Annotated in this window: 18 protein-coding genes; 11 read left to right on the top strand and 7 right to left on the bottom strand. The window is 69.8% G+C overall.

Annotation, left to right across the window (positions count from 1 at the left end):
* Positions 1–25: 25 nt before the first annotated feature.
* A complete protein-coding gene (locus AC1DW0_RS28275) occupies positions 26–811 on the bottom strand; it encodes an SDR family NAD(P)-dependent oxidoreductase (RefSeq protein ID WP_457320379.1) in 786 nt (261 codons plus the stop codon).
* A gap of 170 nt (positions 812–981) precedes the next feature.
* On the opposite strand from AC1DW0_RS28275, the gene AC1DW0_RS28280 reads away from it, so the two are divergent.
* From AC1DW0_RS28280 to AC1DW0_RS28300, 5 genes are read left to right on the top strand one after another with little or no spacing between them, the layout of a single operon-like run.
* Complete coding sequence (locus AC1DW0_RS28280) at positions 982–1701, top strand: GntR family transcriptional regulator (RefSeq protein ID WP_056205425.1); 720 nt, start codon at positions 982–984, stop codon at positions 1699–1701.
* Positions 1698–2486, top strand: a complete 789-nt coding sequence (locus AC1DW0_RS28285; protein ID WP_056205423.1) for a transporter substrate-binding domain-containing protein — start codon at positions 1698–1700, stop codon at positions 2484–2486. The genes AC1DW0_RS28280 and AC1DW0_RS28285 overlap by 4 nt, the downstream gene beginning before the upstream one ends.
* Positions 2487–2504: 18 nt before the next feature.
* On the top strand, positions 2505–3173 hold the full coding sequence (locus tag AC1DW0_RS28290) for an amino acid ABC transporter permease (protein WP_056205422.1): 669 nt from the start codon (positions 2505–2507) through the stop codon (positions 3171–3173).
* On the top strand, positions 3170–3823 hold the full coding sequence (locus tag AC1DW0_RS28295; RefSeq protein WP_056205420.1) for an amino acid ABC transporter permease: 654 nt from the start codon (positions 3170–3172) through the stop codon (positions 3821–3823). Before AC1DW0_RS28290 ends, AC1DW0_RS28295 begins: the two co-directional genes overlap by 4 nt.
* Positions 3807–4589 carry an amino acid ABC transporter ATP-binding protein gene (locus AC1DW0_RS28300; protein ID WP_056205419.1) on the top strand — a complete coding sequence of 261 codons (783 nt, stop codon included), beginning with the start codon at positions 3807–3809 and terminating at the stop codon, positions 4587–4589. The genes AC1DW0_RS28295 and AC1DW0_RS28300 overlap by 17 nt, the downstream gene beginning before the upstream one ends.
* Here the strand turns inward: AC1DW0_RS28300 and AC1DW0_RS28305 are convergent.
* Positions 4575–5468, bottom strand: a complete 894-nt coding sequence (locus AC1DW0_RS28305; RefSeq protein WP_477949367.1) for a LysR family transcriptional regulator — start codon at positions 5466–5468, stop codon at positions 4575–4577. The genes AC1DW0_RS28300 and AC1DW0_RS28305 overlap by 15 nt on opposite strands.
* A gap of 81 nt (positions 5469–5549) precedes the next feature.
* Here AC1DW0_RS28305 and AC1DW0_RS28310 point away from each other — a divergent pair, with 81 nt between their 5' ends.
* The 3 genes from AC1DW0_RS28310 to AC1DW0_RS28320 are packed head-to-tail and all read left to right on the top strand — an operon-like array spanning position 5550 to position 7126.
* Positions 5550–6296 (top strand): sulfite exporter TauE/SafE family protein, encoded by a 747-nt coding sequence (locus AC1DW0_RS28310; protein WP_477949369.1) that lies wholly within the window; start codon positions 5550–5552, stop codon positions 6294–6296.
* Between the two features lie 54 nt (positions 6297–6350).
* Positions 6351–6734 carry a DUF427 domain-containing protein gene (locus tag AC1DW0_RS28315; RefSeq protein ID WP_477949371.1) on the top strand — a complete coding sequence of 128 codons (384 nt, stop codon included), beginning with the start codon at positions 6351–6353 and terminating at the stop codon, positions 6732–6734.
* An 11-nt stretch (positions 6735–6745) separates the two neighbouring features.
* Complete coding sequence (locus AC1DW0_RS28320; RefSeq protein WP_056205414.1) at positions 6746–7126, top strand: DUF1801 domain-containing protein; 381 nt, start codon at positions 6746–6748, stop codon at positions 7124–7126.
* Here the strand turns inward: AC1DW0_RS28320 and AC1DW0_RS28325 are convergent.
* The 5 genes from AC1DW0_RS28325 to AC1DW0_RS28345 all read right to left on the bottom strand — a co-directional run bounded on the left by AC1DW0_RS28325 (position 7123) and on the right by AC1DW0_RS28345 (position 12789).
* Positions 7123–7701, bottom strand: a complete 579-nt coding sequence (locus tag AC1DW0_RS28325) for an HD domain-containing protein (protein ID WP_056205413.1) — start codon at positions 7699–7701, stop codon at positions 7123–7125. The genes AC1DW0_RS28320 and AC1DW0_RS28325 overlap by 4 nt on opposite strands.
* A 78-nt stretch (positions 7702–7779) precedes the next feature.
* Complete coding sequence (locus tag AC1DW0_RS28330; RefSeq protein ID WP_477949373.1) at positions 7780–8604, bottom strand: class I SAM-dependent methyltransferase; 825 nt, start codon at positions 8602–8604, stop codon at positions 7780–7782.
* Between the two features lie 22 nt (positions 8605–8626).
* Positions 8627–11140: a cache domain-containing sensor histidine kinase gene (locus AC1DW0_RS28335; protein ID WP_056205410.1), complete on the bottom strand. Its 2514-nt coding sequence runs from the start codon at positions 11138–11140 to the stop codon at positions 8627–8629.
* 207 nt (positions 11141–11347) lie between these two features.
* Positions 11348–12160: an ABC transporter substrate-binding protein gene (locus tag AC1DW0_RS28340; RefSeq protein ID WP_457320363.1), complete on the bottom strand. Its 813-nt coding sequence runs from the start codon at positions 12158–12160 to the stop codon at positions 11348–11350.
* On the bottom strand, positions 12157–12789 hold the full coding sequence (locus AC1DW0_RS28345; protein ID WP_477949376.1) for an HD-GYP domain-containing protein: 633 nt from the start codon (positions 12787–12789) through the stop codon (positions 12157–12159). The genes AC1DW0_RS28340 and AC1DW0_RS28345 overlap by 4 nt, the downstream gene beginning before the upstream one ends.
* Positions 12790–12876: 87 nt before the next feature.
* On the opposite strand from AC1DW0_RS28345, the gene AC1DW0_RS28350 reads away from it, so the two are divergent.
* The 3 genes from AC1DW0_RS28350 (at position 12877) to AC1DW0_RS28360 (ending at position 14836) form a co-directional block, all read left to right on the top strand.
* A complete protein-coding gene (locus AC1DW0_RS28350) occupies positions 12877–13500 on the top strand; it encodes a helix-turn-helix domain-containing protein (protein ID WP_477855906.1) in 624 nt (207 codons plus the stop codon).
* Positions 13501–13514: 14 nt separating this feature from the next.
* Positions 13515–14252 (top strand): Hpt domain-containing protein, encoded by a 738-nt coding sequence (locus AC1DW0_RS28355; RefSeq protein WP_056205403.1) that lies wholly within the window; start codon positions 13515–13517, stop codon positions 14250–14252.
* 206 nt (positions 14253–14458) lie between these two features.
* Complete coding sequence (locus AC1DW0_RS28360; protein WP_056205400.1) at positions 14459–14836, top strand: response regulator; 378 nt, start codon at positions 14459–14461, stop codon at positions 14834–14836.
* The last annotated feature ends 64 nt before the right edge of the window (positions 14837–14900 follow it).

The following is a 14900-nucleotide window of genomic DNA, read 5'->3' on the forward strand; positions in this document are numbered from 1 at the left end:
AGCCTATAGCGCCGGACTGGCCTCCCTAAAACGCACTCTTCGTCGTCCCCCCATCCACCCGCAGCGCCGCCCCCGTCGTGGCCGAGGCCAGGGGGCTGGCGACATAGGCCACCAGGGACGCCACTTCCTCGGGCGTCCCGAAACGCTTGATCAGCGAGGTCGGCCTGACCTTCTCGAAGAACTCGGTCTCGAACTCGGCAAAGGATTTGCCGTGGGAGACTTGTTCGACGAATTCATTGACGCCGCGCGAGCGCGTCGGGCCGGGCAGCACGCTGTTGACGGTGATGCCGGTGCCGGCAAGGGACTCGGCCAGGCCACGCGAGACGGCGAGCTGGGCCGTCTTGGTCATGCCGTAGTGAATCATCTCCGCCGGGATCTGCACGGCGCTTTCGCTGGAGATGAAGATGATGCGGCCCCAGTTGGCCGCCTTCATCGCCGGCAGCACCAGCCGCGCCAGGCGCACGCCGCTGAGCACGTTGACGTCGAAGAAGCGCTGCCAATCGGCGTCGGGGATGTCCTCGAAAGGCTTGGCTTCGAAGATGCCCAGGTTGTTGACCAGGATCTCGATGCCGGGGTGCGCGCGCACCAACGCCTCGGCCACGTCAGGCTGGCTGAGGTCGCCCGCAAAGCCGAACACCTCCTGGCCGGTGGTGGCATTGATCGACGTGACGGCGGCGTCGACCGCGGGCTGCATGCGGCCATTGACGATGACGCGCGCGCCCTCGGCGGCCAGGGACTGTGCGATGGCATGGCCGATGCCGGCCGTGCTGCCCGACACGAGGGCGAGGCGGTTCTTCAGTTGCAGGTCCATGGCAAGCCTTCCAAAAAGAATGAAGCTAGCCGATGCGGAACGACCCGATCCGCATTGGGGCTGTTCCGCACCGCGCCGGTGCGACAAGGCGCTCAGCCGGCCCAGTTTTGTGCGCATGACTTGCATACAAGCCAGATGAGCGCTGGCATGGAAGCTGCGAAGCCCCCGCCATGGGCATCTCGGCCACCGACATCAGCCAGCGCATCATCGAAGCGGTGCTTGCGCAGAAGCTCGCGCCTGGCGCGCGGCTGGGTGAGCAACAGCTGGCGATGCTGTTCGACTGCAGCCGCACCATCGTGCGCGAGGCGCTGACGCGGCTGGCGGCGCGCGGCATCGTCACCGTCAGCGCGCGGCGCGGCTGGTATCTGATCGCGCCGACGCCGGACGAGGTGCGCGAGGCCTTCGAGGCGCGCCGCGTCATCGAACTGGGCCTGATCCGCGGCCAGCCGCAACTGCCTGCCGACGCGATCGCGCGGCTCAACCAGCATCTGCAGCAGGAACAGGCGGCGCTGCGCGGCGACGACGTCGGCACGCGCAGCTTCCTGCTCGGTGACTTCCATGTCTGCCTGGCCGAATGCCTGGGCAACAGCCTGCTGGCCGACACGCTGCGCGACGTCACGGCGCGCACGACGCTGATCGCGATGCGCTACCAGTCCTCCCACGATGCGGCGCTGTCCTGCCAGGACCACGTCGCCATCGTCGAAGCCCTGGCCGCTGGCGACAGCACCCGCGCCGAGGCGCTGATGGCCGAGCACCTGTCCAGCGTGCAGGCCGCGCTGCGCCTGCCCGCCGACGACGACCCGTTGCAGCAGCTGCGCGAAGCCCTCGCGCCGCTGCCTTCCACGACTTCCTCCACCGCCGAACCCGCCTACCTAGGAGCCCTGCTATGACCTTGACGCTTTCCCGCCGCCTGACGCTGATCGCCGGCCTGAGCCTGTTGGCCGCCGCTGCCCAGGCCCAGACCGCGCTGGACACCATCACGAAGAGCAAGGCGATCAAGATCGCCATCCCGACGGACTACCCGCCCTACGGCTTCGTCGGCCCCGACATGGCGCCGCAGGGCCTGGACGTGGCGGTGGCCCAGCTCATCGCGGCCAAGCTGGGCGTCAAGGTGGAGCTGGTGCCGGTGACCAGCGCCAACCGCATTGCCTATCTGCAGACCAAGAAGGCCGACCTGGTCATCTCGACGCTGGGCAAGAACCCCGAGCGCGAGAAGGTCATCAACTTCAGCGCCGCCTACGCGCCCTTCTACCAGGCCGTGTTCGCGGCCAAGAGCCTGCCCATCAAGACCTGGGCCGACCTGGGCGGCAAGAGCGTGGCCGTCACGCGTGGCGCGATGGAGGACCAGGAGCTGGCCAAGGTGGCGCCGGCCACGCTGGAATACAAGCGCTTCGAGGACAACAACGCCACCATCGCCGCCTTTGCCGCCGGCCAGACCCAGCTGCTGGCCACCAGCGCCGCCGTCGCCGGCAACCTGATGCAGCGCAACCCGGGGCTGAACACCGAATACAAGCTGCTGCTCAAGGACAGCCCGTGCTTCGTCGGCGTCGCCAAGGGTGAGGACGCGCTGCTGGCCAAGGTCAACGACATCATCGCGGCGGCCAAGGCGGCCGGTGAGCTGGAGGCGCTGTCCAAGAAGTGGCTGGGCCGTGGCACCGGCGACCTGCCGCTCTGACGCGAAGCGAGCGAAGCCATGATCAGCTTCGATTTCCTCGCGGTGCTGGCCGAATGGCCGCTGCTGCTCAAGGGCCTGGCATGGACGCTGGGGCTCACCCTCATCGCGACGCCGCTGGGCCTGCTCATCGCCACGCTGGGCGCCTGGTCGCGCGCCAGCGGCCCGGTGTGGCTGCGCCGCCTGCTCGGTGCCTACGTCGAGCTGCTGCGCAACACGCCCTTCATCGTGCAGCTCTTCTTCATCTTCTTCGGCCTGCCGGCCGCGGGCGTGAAACTGTCGCCCGAGGCTGCGTCGCTGATCGCGATGACATTGAACCTCGGCGCCTATGGCACCGAGATCCTGCGTGCCGGTATCCAGGCCACGCCGCGTGGGCAGTGGGAGGCGGCGCAGAGCCTGGCGCTCAGCCCCGTGCAGGTGTTCACGCGCGTCGTGCTGCCGCCGGCCCTGCAGCGCGTGTGGCCGGCGCTGACGAGCCAGATCATCATCGTCATGCTGGGCTCGGCCGTCTGCGGGCAGATCTCCACCGAGGAGCTGAGTTATGCAGCCAACCTCATCCAGAGCCGCAACTTCCGCGCCTTCGAGGCTTTCATCATCGCGACGCTGGCCTATCTGGCCCTGGCCATCGCAGCGCGCAAGCTGCTGAGCTGGGCCGGCCCGCGCTTCATCTTCGGAAGGCGGTCGGCATGATCGAGTTCACCCTGTGGGACATCGTGCGCAACCTGCTGCTGGCGCTGCGCTGGACGGTGGCCCTGTCGGTCATCGCCTTCATCGGCGGCGGCCTGGTGGGCGGCCTGCTGCTGACGCTGCGCATCGGCATGGGCGCCCGCACCCGGCGCGCCATCGCGCTCTACGTGCAGCTTTTCCAGGGCACGCCGCTGCTGATGCAGCTTTTCCTCGCCTACTTCGGCCTGGCCCTGCTGGGCCTGGAGGTGTCGGCCTGGACGGCCGCGGCACTGGCGCTGACGCTCTACACCAGCGCCTACCTCGTCGAGATCTGGCGCGGCTGCGTGGACGCCGTGCCGCGCGGCCAGTGGGAGGCGGCGCGCAGCCTGGCGCTGAGCTTCGGCGAGCAGCTGCGCCACGTCATCCTGCCGCAGGCCGGTCGCCTGGCCATCGCGCCGACGGTGGGCTTCCTGGTGCAGGTCATCAAGGGCACGGCGCTGGCGTCGGTCATCGGCTTCATCGAGCTGACCAAGGCGGGCAGCATGATCGCCAACGCCAGCTTCAAGCCCTTCCTCGTCTTCGGTTGCGTGGCGCTGCTGTACTTCGCGCTGTGCTTCCCCGTCAGCCTCTTGGCACAACATCTGGAAGGCAAAGCCCATGGCCGCCCAACTTGAAGACCTGCAGGCCGCGCCCGTCGTGCCTGGCGCCCCCATCGTGCGCATCACCGCGCTGCGCAAGTCCTATGGCGCCAACGAGGTGCTCAAGGGCATCGACCTCGACGTGCTGCGCGGCGAGGTCATTGCCATCATCGGCAAGAGCGGCTCCGGCAAGAGCACGCTGCTGCGCTGCATCAACGGGCTGGAGCAGTTCCAGGACGGCTCGCTGACCGTCAACGGCAAGCCGCTGCTCTACGAGAGCGCGATGGCCATGCGCGCGCTGCGCCAGCAGGTGGGCATGATCTTCCAGGGCTTCAACCTGTTCCCGCACCTGAGCGTGGGCCGCAACGTGATGCTGGCGCCGACGCTGGTGAAGAAGCGCAGCGCGCACGAGGCGGCCGAGCAGGCGTCGAAGCTGCTCAGCCGTGTCGGCCTGGCCGAAAAGTTCGACGCCATGCCCGACCAGCTCTCCGGCGGCCAGCAGCAGCGCGTCGCCATCGCCCGCGCGCTGGCGATGGAGCCAGCGGTTTTGCTGTGCGACGAGATCACCTCGGCGCTGGACCCGGAGCTGGTGGGCGAGGTGCTGCGCGTCGTCGAGACCCTGGCCGACGAAGGCATGACGCTGCTGATGGTCACGCACGAGATGAGCTTCGCCCGCAAGGTGGCGGACCGCGTCATCTTCATGCACCAGGGCCGCGTGCACGAGATCGGCCCGCCGGCCGCGCTCTTCGGGGCGCCGCAGACGCCGGAGCTCAAGCAGTTCCTGTCCTCATTGCACGACTAGGGCATCGAGCAGCGCGGCGGCGCCGGGCGTGAGTTCGCCGAAGCACAGCAGTAACTGGCGCACGGCCCAGGCATCACTCAGCCGGCGGACACGGACACGTGGACCAGCCAGCCGCGCCGCGGTCAGCGCCGGCACGACAGCCACACCGACGCCATCGGCGACGAGGCGCAGCATGGCGTCGAAGCCCTGCACCTGCACGCGGTGGTGCAGGCCACGGCCATGCTGCAGCGCGCGGGCCTGCAGGAAGCGGCTCAGGCCCGCCTCTGCCGGCAGCCCGACGAAAGGTTGGGCCAGCAACTCGGTGAAGGCGATGGCCCGCGCCCGGCCCTTCACCCCTGCGGCGGGCAGCACGGCGACAAGCTCGTCCCGACGAAAGGGGCGCGTCGCCAATCCTTCGGTATTGACGTAGTCGGCCACGATGCCGAGGTCCGCGCGCTCCTGGCGCATGGCGAACAGCACTTCCTGGCTGTCCAGTTCGCGCAGCTCCACGTCGATGTCCGCGTGGGCCGCGAGAAAGGGGCCGAGCAGCGGCGGCAGATGCTCGCTGATCGCCGCGGTATTGCACAGCAGCCGCACCGTGCTGCGCACGCCGTGGGCATGCGCTGCCATGCCGGCGTGCAAGGCCTCCATCTCGCGCTGCAGCCGACCCGCATGGCGCAGCAGCGTGCGGCCGGCGTCGGTCAGCGTGACGCCGGTCTTGGCGCGCTGCATCAGCACGGCGCCCACGACCCGCTCCAGCGCCTGCAGCCGTGTGCTCGCGGCCGCCAGGGACAGGTGCACGGCCCGTGCACCGGCCGTGATGGTGCGGCCTTCAGCCACGGCAGCGAACAGGCGCAGGTCGAAGGGGTCGATGCGGTAGTGGGGGTTGCGTGCGGTCATGGCTCATCCTTCGGCAATGCCTGAGGATAGGCGCGGCATTGCGCGATGGACGCAGGTGGCCGGCGCGCGGACCATGCCGGCATGGATGACATCGACTGGCTGTCGGCGAGCCTGCTGGGCTGGGTGGCACTGACGTTTTTGCTGGCGGGCCTCGTCAAGGGTGTGTCTGGCATGGGCCTGCCCACGCTGGCGATGGCGCTGTTGAGCCTGCACCTGCCGGCGGCACCGGCCGCCGCGCTGATGCTGCTGCCGGCGCTGCTGACCAATGTCGCCCAGTGCATGGGCCCGCACGCGGCCGGGCTGTGGCGGCGGCTCTGGCCGCTGTGGACCGGCCTGGTGCTGGGCACGTTGTTCGCCCCGGTGCCCAGCCTCGGCACGGGCCATGGCGGCGCGCGGCTGGCGCTGGGCGCCGTGCTGGTGGCCTATGGCGTGTTTGGCCTGTGCCGGCCGCGGCTGCCGGATCCGGGACGACATGCCGGCTGGCTGGGCGCGCTGGCCGGTTTGCTCGGCGGTGCGGTCAGCGCGGCCACCGGCGTCTTCGTGCTGCCCATGGTGCCTTTTCTGCAATCCCTGCAGTTGCGACGGGGCGCCTTGATCCAGGCTCTGGGCATCAGTTTCATGCTGGCCTCCCTCGCCCTGGCTGCACGGCTGGGCGGCCTGGATGCGGCAGCGCCGCCCGACCCCTGGGCCAGCGGCGTGGCGTTGGGCGCGGCGTTTGCCGGCATGGCGCTCGGCGCGCGCCTGCGCGAGCGCCTGCCGACCCTGATGTTCCAGAGGGCGCTGTACGCCATCTTCCTGCTGCTGGGCTTGCTGATGTTGCGGCGCTAGGAACGGCGATTGCCGCGGGACGGGCCGTCGCCGTTGACGCATGAAAGGACCCCCATGAGCAAATCCCCCGGTCACCGTGACCATCCCGAACACACCGTTGCCGAGACCCGTGTCGCCCACCGGGTCACGGCCAGCATCGACGGTCAGGTCGTCGCCGAGTCCGACGACGTCATCCGTGTCGACGAGACCGGCGCGCCGCCGCGCCTGTACTTCCCGCGCGACAGCGTCCAGGTCGACAAGCTCGAACGCAGCGAAACCCAGACCCACTGCCCCTTCAAGGGCGATGCCACCTACTACAGCGTCACCCAGAACGGGCGCAGCCTCAAGGACGCGATCTGGTCCTATGAAGCGCCCTATGACGAGCACGTTGCACTGAAGGGCCGCATGGCCTTCTACGACGAGAAGCATGCCGGCATCACCTTCAGAGAAGCTGGCTAAGCTTGCGCTCCATGAGCACATCGAAATCCACGCCGCCGGCCGCGGCATTGATCGACGAACGCATCGAGAGCCTGGGCGGCTGGCGCAGCGAGATGCTGGCCGCGCTGCGGGCGCTGATCCACGAGGCTGACCCCGACATCGTCGAGGAGTGGAAATGGAGCAATCCGGTGTGGTCGCATGACGGCATCGTCTGCACCGGCGAGGCCTACAAGAGCGCCGTGAAGATGACCTTTCCCAAGGGCGCTTCGTTGGCCGACCCGAAAGGTCTCTTCAACTCCAGCCTGGAAGGCAATGTGCGTCGCGCCATCGACTTCAAGGAAGGCGACAAGATCGACAAGGCGGCGCTGAAGGCCTTGATCAAGGCGGCTGTGAAAGCCAACCAAAAGGCCTAAGCCTTCATCGCCGCCTTGTAGACCGACTGGCGCGGCTGGGCCATCAGCCTTCTGAGCATGGGCTCGAAGAACGCCAGCGGCAGCGCCTGGGCGTGCGGGTCGAAAGCCGGGTTGTCGTAGCGCTCGACGAACTCGGCCGTGCGCCCGAAATGCGGGTGGCCGCGGAACTGCTCGCGCATGTCGCGATCCAGGCCGATGTGGTGGAAGAAGTTGTGGCCCTGGAAGATGCCGTGCTGCTGCACCATCCACAGGTTCTCTTCCGTCACGAAGGGCTTGAGGATGGCGGCGGCGATGTCGGGGTGGTTGAACGAGCCCAGCGTGTCGCCGATGTCGTGCAGCAGCGCGCAGCAAACGTACTCCTCGTCGCGCCCGTCGCGATGGGCCAGCGTGGCGGTCTGCAGGCAGTGCGTCAGCCGGTCGACCGGGAAGCCGCCGAAGTCGCCGTCCAGCAGGCGCAGATGCTCGAGCACGCGGTCAGGCAGGCTGCGGGCCATCTTCATCGCCTCGGGCACGATGAGACCCCAGTCTTCGCGGCTGCTTTCGTCCATGCGGGTGAAGGTGGCGCGTGCGGTCATGACGGCTCCAAGCGGTGCGGCGATTCTGCGCGGCCGGCGCGGTGAGGGGCTGTCACCTGCGGCACTGTGCGGCAACCGCTATCCCGCCGCCACGATCACATGGGCCTGGATCTTGCCCGCCACCACGCCTTCGCCGTGGCGGCTGGCGATCGCCTCGGTGGCACGGTCGATGGCGAGCTGGAGCAGGCCGGCGTCGCGTGCCTCGATCTCGTTGCGCAGCGGTGTTCCCTGGCAATAGGCCGTGGCGGCGGCGCGAGCCGAGGATGCGTGACTCAGCTTCGCGCGCGTGTCGATCGTGATCTCGGTGAAGCCCGCGCGACTCAGGTCCGCGCGGATCAGCGCAACGTCGTGATAGCCGTGCGGTGTGCGGGCGAGAAAGCGCGGCGGGTCGTGCGCGAACACCGTGGCCACGGCGTGAGTGACCTCGTCGGCAAAGGCGTTCTCCTCGATGCGGTCCCAGACGGTGAAGACAAAGCGCCCGCCGGGGCTGAGCACGCGCCGCGCCTCCGCGTAGCCGGCGGCGCGATCAGGAAAGAACATCGCACCGAACTGGCAGCAGACGACGTCGAAGGCGCCGTCGTCGAAGGGCAGGGCCAGTGCATCCGCCTGCCGCCATTCGATGCGGCTGTCGGCGCCTTGCTGGCTGGCGGCGTAGTCGAGCATTGGCTGGTTCAGGTCGGTCACCACGTAGCGCGCGGCGGCGCCGAGTCTTGGCGCCAGCGCGCGGGTGACCGCACCGCTGCCGGCGGCCGTTTCGAGCACGGTGCGCGGCGAGCCGGCCGCGACCAGCGCCGCCGTGTCGGCGGCATAGCCGTCGAAGATCAGCGGGACCATCAAGGTGTCGTAGAGCCTCGGGATCGAGCCCGCGAACAGCTTGTCGCTCGTCTTGTCGCTGTCAGCCATGAGGTTCCCTTCGATGTTGCCGTCAAAGCGCCGCCGGCGTGGTGTCGCCAAAGCGCGTGGCGGGAAGTGCCAGACTGATGACGGCGCCCCCACCGGCGCGGTTGGCCGCCCAGACGCGGCCATCGTGAGCCTCGGCGATGCGCCGGCAGATCGCCAGGCCCAGGCCCGTGCCGCCGGCGGCGTTCTTGGTGGCGCTGGACTGCACGAAGGCCTCGAAGATGCTCTCCAGCTCGTCCGGCGGAATGCCGGGGCCGCGGTCGGCGACGTCGACGCGCACTTCGTCGGCCGCATCGTCCTGCCAGGCGGTCACCTCGATGTGGCCGCCCACGGGCGAGAAGCGGATGGCATTGGCGAGCAGGTTGCGCAGCAGTTGCTGCAGGCGTCGCGGGTCGGCCAGCACGACGAGGTCCTCGTCGCCCAGGGCCATGGCCAGGCTGAGCTGACGTGCGGCCAGCAGGGGCTCGAGTTCGCGGCCGACCTCGACGGCCAGTGGCCTCAGGTCCAGGCGCTCGGGATGCAGCGGTTCTGCGCCGCGCTCGATCTTGCTGAGGTCGAGCAGGTCGTTGACGAGGCTGAGCATGCGCTGGCCGGCGTGGTGCACGTCGCCGAAGAGCTCGGCCAGGCGGGGCTCGGCACGCGCGCGCCGCGCGCCGATCTCGGAGAAGCCGAGGATGGACTGCAGCGGTGTGCGCAGCTCGTGGCTGACGTTGGCGATGAAGTCGGACTTGGCCCGCGAAGCGTGCAGGGCGGCGTCGCGGGCGGCGCGCGTGGCGCGCTCGGCCTCGCGGAATTCGCTGATGTCCATGAAGCAGACGACGATGCCCATGGGTCGGCCGTGGGCGTCGGGAAAGGTGGACTTGCTGATGTAGAGGTCGCGCCGGCGGCCATCGCCGCCTTGCCAGACGGCCTCGTAGTTCATTTCGCCGCCGCGCGCCAGCAGCTCGGCGTCGCGGCTGTCGTGCAGGGCGGCCTCCTCGGGGCGCAGATAGCTGGCGGCCTTGCGGCCCAGCACCTCGCTGCGGCGCCGGCCGGTGAACTGCTCCCAGGCGCGGTTGACGTCGAGGTAGCGGTTGTCGCTGTCCAGCACCGACGTTGGCAGCGGGCTGCTGGACAGCAGCGAGCGCGCCAGGCCGAGCTGGGCGCGCAGTTCGGCCTGGGCGCGCATCAGGCCGCTGACGTCGGCCGCGCTGCCCACCCATTCGAGGACACCGGCCTGGCGGCGCAGCGGCACCAGGTGGATCTCGAAGCTGCGCGCCTTGCCGTCGGCCGCGATCCAGTCGGCGCGCAGTTCGTGCGGCCGGGCTTCGTGAACGTCGCCGGCCGCGAACAGCGTGGCCACGGCCGGCGAGCCGCCGAACAGCTCCTGCAGCGGCCGGCCCAGCACCTGGGCGACGGGATGGCCGCTGAGGCGGGCATAGCCCTCGTTGATGAAGGTCACCTGGCCGGCTGCGTTGGTGCGGAACAGCAGGTCCTGCACGCTGCCGAAGATGGCGCTGAGCTCGCGCTCACGCTCGGCGACCTGCCGCTGGGCCTCGTCGAGATCCAGCATGGAGCGCTCGCGCGCGTGCAGGGCCGCCGCGCCCACGGCCGACAGCACGAGCAACGCTGCGGCGATGCCGATGGCGGGCAGGCCGAGGTCCCATGCGGTGGACAGCCACTGGGTGCGCAACTCGTCCTGGGGCAGTTCAACGACGACGACGAGGGGGCGGGTGCGCAGTGCGCGAAAGGCGCCGAGCTGGTCGGCATCGCGCAGGCCCGGGCCGTCCCAGCGGCCGTATTCGCTGCCCGTGCGCACGCGCGCCAGCGGGCCGGTGGGGAGTTGCAGCGAGGCCAGGCGTTCACCTGCCAGGTGGTCGGCACCGGCGGTCACGGCGAGCAGCCGACCGTCCAGGTCGACGAGTGCCGCCGCGGCGCGAGCGTCGTTCAGCGTCAGTTCCTGGAAGTTGGCCAGTGCGTCGGGGTTGAGCAGGGCGGCGAGCAGGGCCGGCCGCCCGCCGGGGGTCCTGATGCCGCGCAGCAGCGGGATGAAGCCCACCCCCGGCGGCACGACGGCGGCCGCGCTGCCTGGTGCGACTCCGGCGAGGCTGGCCAGGCTGCGCGCGGCGACGAAGCCGCCGAGCGAGTCCTGGCCCAGGGCCGGCAGCGGGCCAAGCCTGGCCGTGGCGATCTGCGCACCGCGGTCGGCGGGGTCGGCGGCGGCCAGCACGTGGCCGGCCTCGTCGAGCAGGGCGACGCCGCGCAGGAAACCCAGGCTGGCCTGGGTCTGGCCGAGCAGGGCCTGCAGCACCTCGGGTGGGGCACCGCGCTCGGCCACGTCGGCCAGGCCGGCCAGGGCCAGCTGGGCGGCGTCCAGACTGCGGCTGGCGTGGTCCTCGAGCACGCGCGCGAGCAGCGCCTGGCGGGCGGCGGCCTCGGTCGTCTGCTCGCGCTTCTCGCGCCAGATGCTGTAGCCCGCGCCGGCGAGCAGCGTGGCCGCGAGCAGGACGCCGGCGCTGGCGGTGATGATGCTTGGGCGCCAGCGACTACGGTGGGGCATGTCAGAGCTCCCCTGCGGGCCGAGCGCCGGGCCTGCCATGGGCCAGAGGTCCATGTCCTTCCGTAGGCACAAGCAGTCCGCAGGGACTGCTTGTGTCCGACTCCAGTTCCCAAGCCGGCCCGCGCAGGCGATGTGCTTGGCGGTCGATCCGCCAAGCATCGCCGCCCCCTCGGGGGGCGGGCCAAGGTACGCCTTGGACCGGGGGCCTCATTTCTCGCGCACGATGGCGCTGAGGCCGTGGCGCTTGGCGGCGGCCTGCAGCCGGCCGTCGCGCTGGATACGCCCGACGAATTCATCCACAGCCGTCAGCCAGGCGGCGTCGCCGGGCTTGACGGCATAGGCATAGGGCAGCACGAAGAAGGGCGTGGGCGGCGCGACGAGGCGGGCCCAGTCGGCGTTGTCCAGCAGGCGGCGGCTGTAGGGGTAATCGGTCATGAAGGCGTCCACGCGGCCGGCCTCGAGTTCGCGCTCGCGGGTGTCGGGTGGCCGCACGACGACGAGGTTAGCCTGTTTGAGGGCGCCCGCCATGACCGGTTCCATGAAGGTGCCGGCCTGCACGGCGATGCGCACGCCGGGGCGGTCCAGGTCTTGCCAGCTCTTCACGACGCGGCTGCTGCGCGTTGTCACCGCATAGATGTCGCTTTCCAGATAGGGCCGGCTGAAGCGCAGTGCTTGAGCGCGTTGTGGCGTCATGCCGACGGCGAACATCGCAACGTCGCAGCGGTCGCGCAGCAGGTCGTCGATGAGGGTCGCGAAAGAGGAGTCGACATAGACGGGCTTGACCTTGAGGTCGGCGGCGAAGGCGGCCGACAGGTCGATGTCGATGCCCGACAGCTGGCCGGTGCGCGGGTTGCGCAGCGAGATGCCGTAGTAGTCGGGCCAGATGCACACCCGCAACTCGCCGCTGTCCTGCACGCGCTGCGAAGGGGTTGTGTTGTTGGGGGCCGCTGAAACCGGTGCGGCGGCGACGGTGGCCAAAAAGCCGAGAAGGCCGAGCAGCGCGGCAGCCAGCCGCGTCATGCCCTCTCTCCGGCGCGCGTCGCGTTGACGCGGTCGCGCAGCGCGATCAGCTCGGGGGCATGGGCCAGAAAGGCGGCGACGATGGCCGGGTCGAAGGCGCTGCCGGCCTGCTCGGCCAGCATCGCCAGCGCGCGGTCGTCGGCGCGGGCCGGGCGGTAGCTGCGGGGCAGGGTCAGTGCGTCGAAATAGTCCACGACGGCAACGATACGCCCAGACAGCGGAATGGTCTCGCCACTGAGGCCTTCGGGATAACCGCTGCCGTCCCAGCGCTCGCGGTGGTACAGGGCGATTTCGGCCGCCATGGCGAAAAGGGGCAGGCTTGAGCCGCTGAGCAGGGCCGCGCCACGGTGCGGCTGGGTGCGCCGGCGGTGGCGCTCTTCCTCGGCCGTCAGCGGCCAGGGCGGTACGGCGCTGGCGGGGCTGACGTCCAGCTCGCCGATGTCGTGCAGGGGTGCGGCCAGGCGCAGTTGGCGGGCGCTGTCGGCGTCCATGCCCACATGCACGGCCAGGGCCTCCGCCAGATGCCCGAGCCGCACGCGATGGGCGCTGCGGTCATGGTCCTCGTCGAGGGCAGGATGGGGCAGCGCCAGCGGGGGTGTGGATGGGTCGAAGGCGGCGGTGAACAACATGGCTAGCTCCGTATCGGTGCCGCATTCTCCGATGCGATCATTTTTATCAAATATTCCAACTCGGCGATTGCCGGCAAATTCGGCAAAATATCGCAAGTGAACCGCACCCCCTCCACGCCCGACACCTGCTCGACCACCGAAGCCGCCCAACAGCTGGGCATGGCTGTGCGCTCCGTGCAGCTGATGGTCGACCGTGGCGAATTGCAGGCCTGGAAAACGCCAGGCGGCCACCGCCGCATCCTGCGCAGTTCGCTGGAGGCCTGGCTCGCCGCCCGCGCCGGCCGTGCGACGACAGCGCTGCCAGGCACTGGCGCCCGAGCGAACGAACGCCCCTTGACCTTGCTGCTCATCGAGGATTCGGTGCACTTCCAGAACCTCATCAGCCTGGTCGTCAAGCGCGAACTGCCCGAGGCCGAGCTGCACGTCGCCTCCGACGGCATCGCCGGCCTGGCCATGGCCGGCCGCCTGGAACCGGACGTGCTGCTCATCGACATCCTGCTGCCCGGCATCGACGGCGCGGCGCTGATCACCAGCCTGCGCTCTCACCCACAGTTCGCGCGCAGCCGCCTCATCGTTGTGACCGCGCTGGACGAGGCGCAGCGTGCGCCGTATGCCTTTGCGCTGGAGGGCGTGCCGCTGGTGCACAAGACGGCCCTGGTCACCGAGCTGCCACCGCTGCTGGCCGAGGCCGCAGCGGCTCAGCCGGCCTGAGCGCGCGCATACCTATGCCCGCGCGCTTGCTGCTGATCGAGGATGACGTCTCGATTGCCCGCTTCGTCGAATTGGCTCTCGAGGAGCTGCCGGACCATGACCCGGCGGCGCCGGCGGTCGAGCTGAGCGTCGTACGCCGCCTGGCCGATGCCCGCGACGCGCTGGCTGGCGGCGGCTGGCAGCTCGTCGTCAGCGACCTGATGCTGCCCGACGGCTCCGCCGAAACCCTGCTCGCAGAGGGCCTGGCCCAGGCTGCCGGTGCGCCACCGTGGGTGATTTTCAGCGCTGGCGTTCACCCCGACCATCATGCGGCGCTGGCCGCCCGCGGCGTCGTGCGCACGTTGCGCAAACCCGTGCCGCTGACCGAGTTGCTGGACACGGTCAGCGAGCTGCTGCGGGGGCGCGCCCTGGCCACCGCACCGGTCGCGGCCTTGGCCACGGGCGTTGACCCGGTGCTGCAGCATTTCGGCGGCGATCGGGCCCTGTACGAGAGTTTTCGCGCCGGCTGCCTGGACCGCTTTGCGGATGATCTCGCGCAGGGCAATGCGGCCGTCGCCAGCGGCGATGCACCCGCACTGCGCCGCGTCGCTCATGGCCTGAAGGCCGTGCTGGAGCTGCTGGGCCATCCCGCCCTGGCCGCCCAGGCCCGCGCGCTGGAGATGGCGGCGGCGGACGGGGCGCCAGGCAGGCCCTTGCCCGACGGCTGGCTGCCGCTGTCGCGGGCGCTGGCCGAACTGCGTCGTCGCGCCTAGGCGATTTCCGCCGCGGCCGCCTTGCAATATTTGGCAAATCCAGCGCGACGCCACCCGTTCAGGGGCGGGTGCATTGATCATTCGTATTAATAGATTTGATAATCAGCGCAAAATCCCGAGTCATGTTCCTATGCCTGTCCCCTGCCGATGCCGTGTTGCCCGATCCAGGCGCTTGCAGCCTGCCATCTGCTTTTGAAGGGGCGGGAATGACGACAAGCCAGGTTCTCTACGTCGAGGACGATCCCGTCAACGTGATGCTGATGCAAGGCATCCTGGAGCTGCGCCCCGGCTGTAGCCTGCTGGTGGCGCGCAGCGGCGCGGATGCCCGACGCCTGGTGGCGCAGGATCGCGTCGATTTGCTGTTGTGCGATCTGCGCCTGCCCGATATTGGTGGCGACGAATTGCTGACCCAGCTGCGCGCTGCCGGCCTGCCCGACGGTGTGCCGGCCCTGCTGGTGACGGCCGAGTCCGAGTTCGTCGCTTCCCAGCTGGCGCGCCGCCATGGCTTTGACGGCTACTGGAACAAGCCTCTTGACCTAGCCGCCACGCTGCGCAGCCTTGAGCATTGGCTTCGCGGCCAATGAATTTGCGGGCCGAGCGCCGGATCGTCCCCTAGCCGGCCAGCCTCGGGCGAGAGGGGCTCCTCGC

The sequence above is a fragment of the Roseateles sp. P4_D2 genome, from assembly GCF_056401875.1.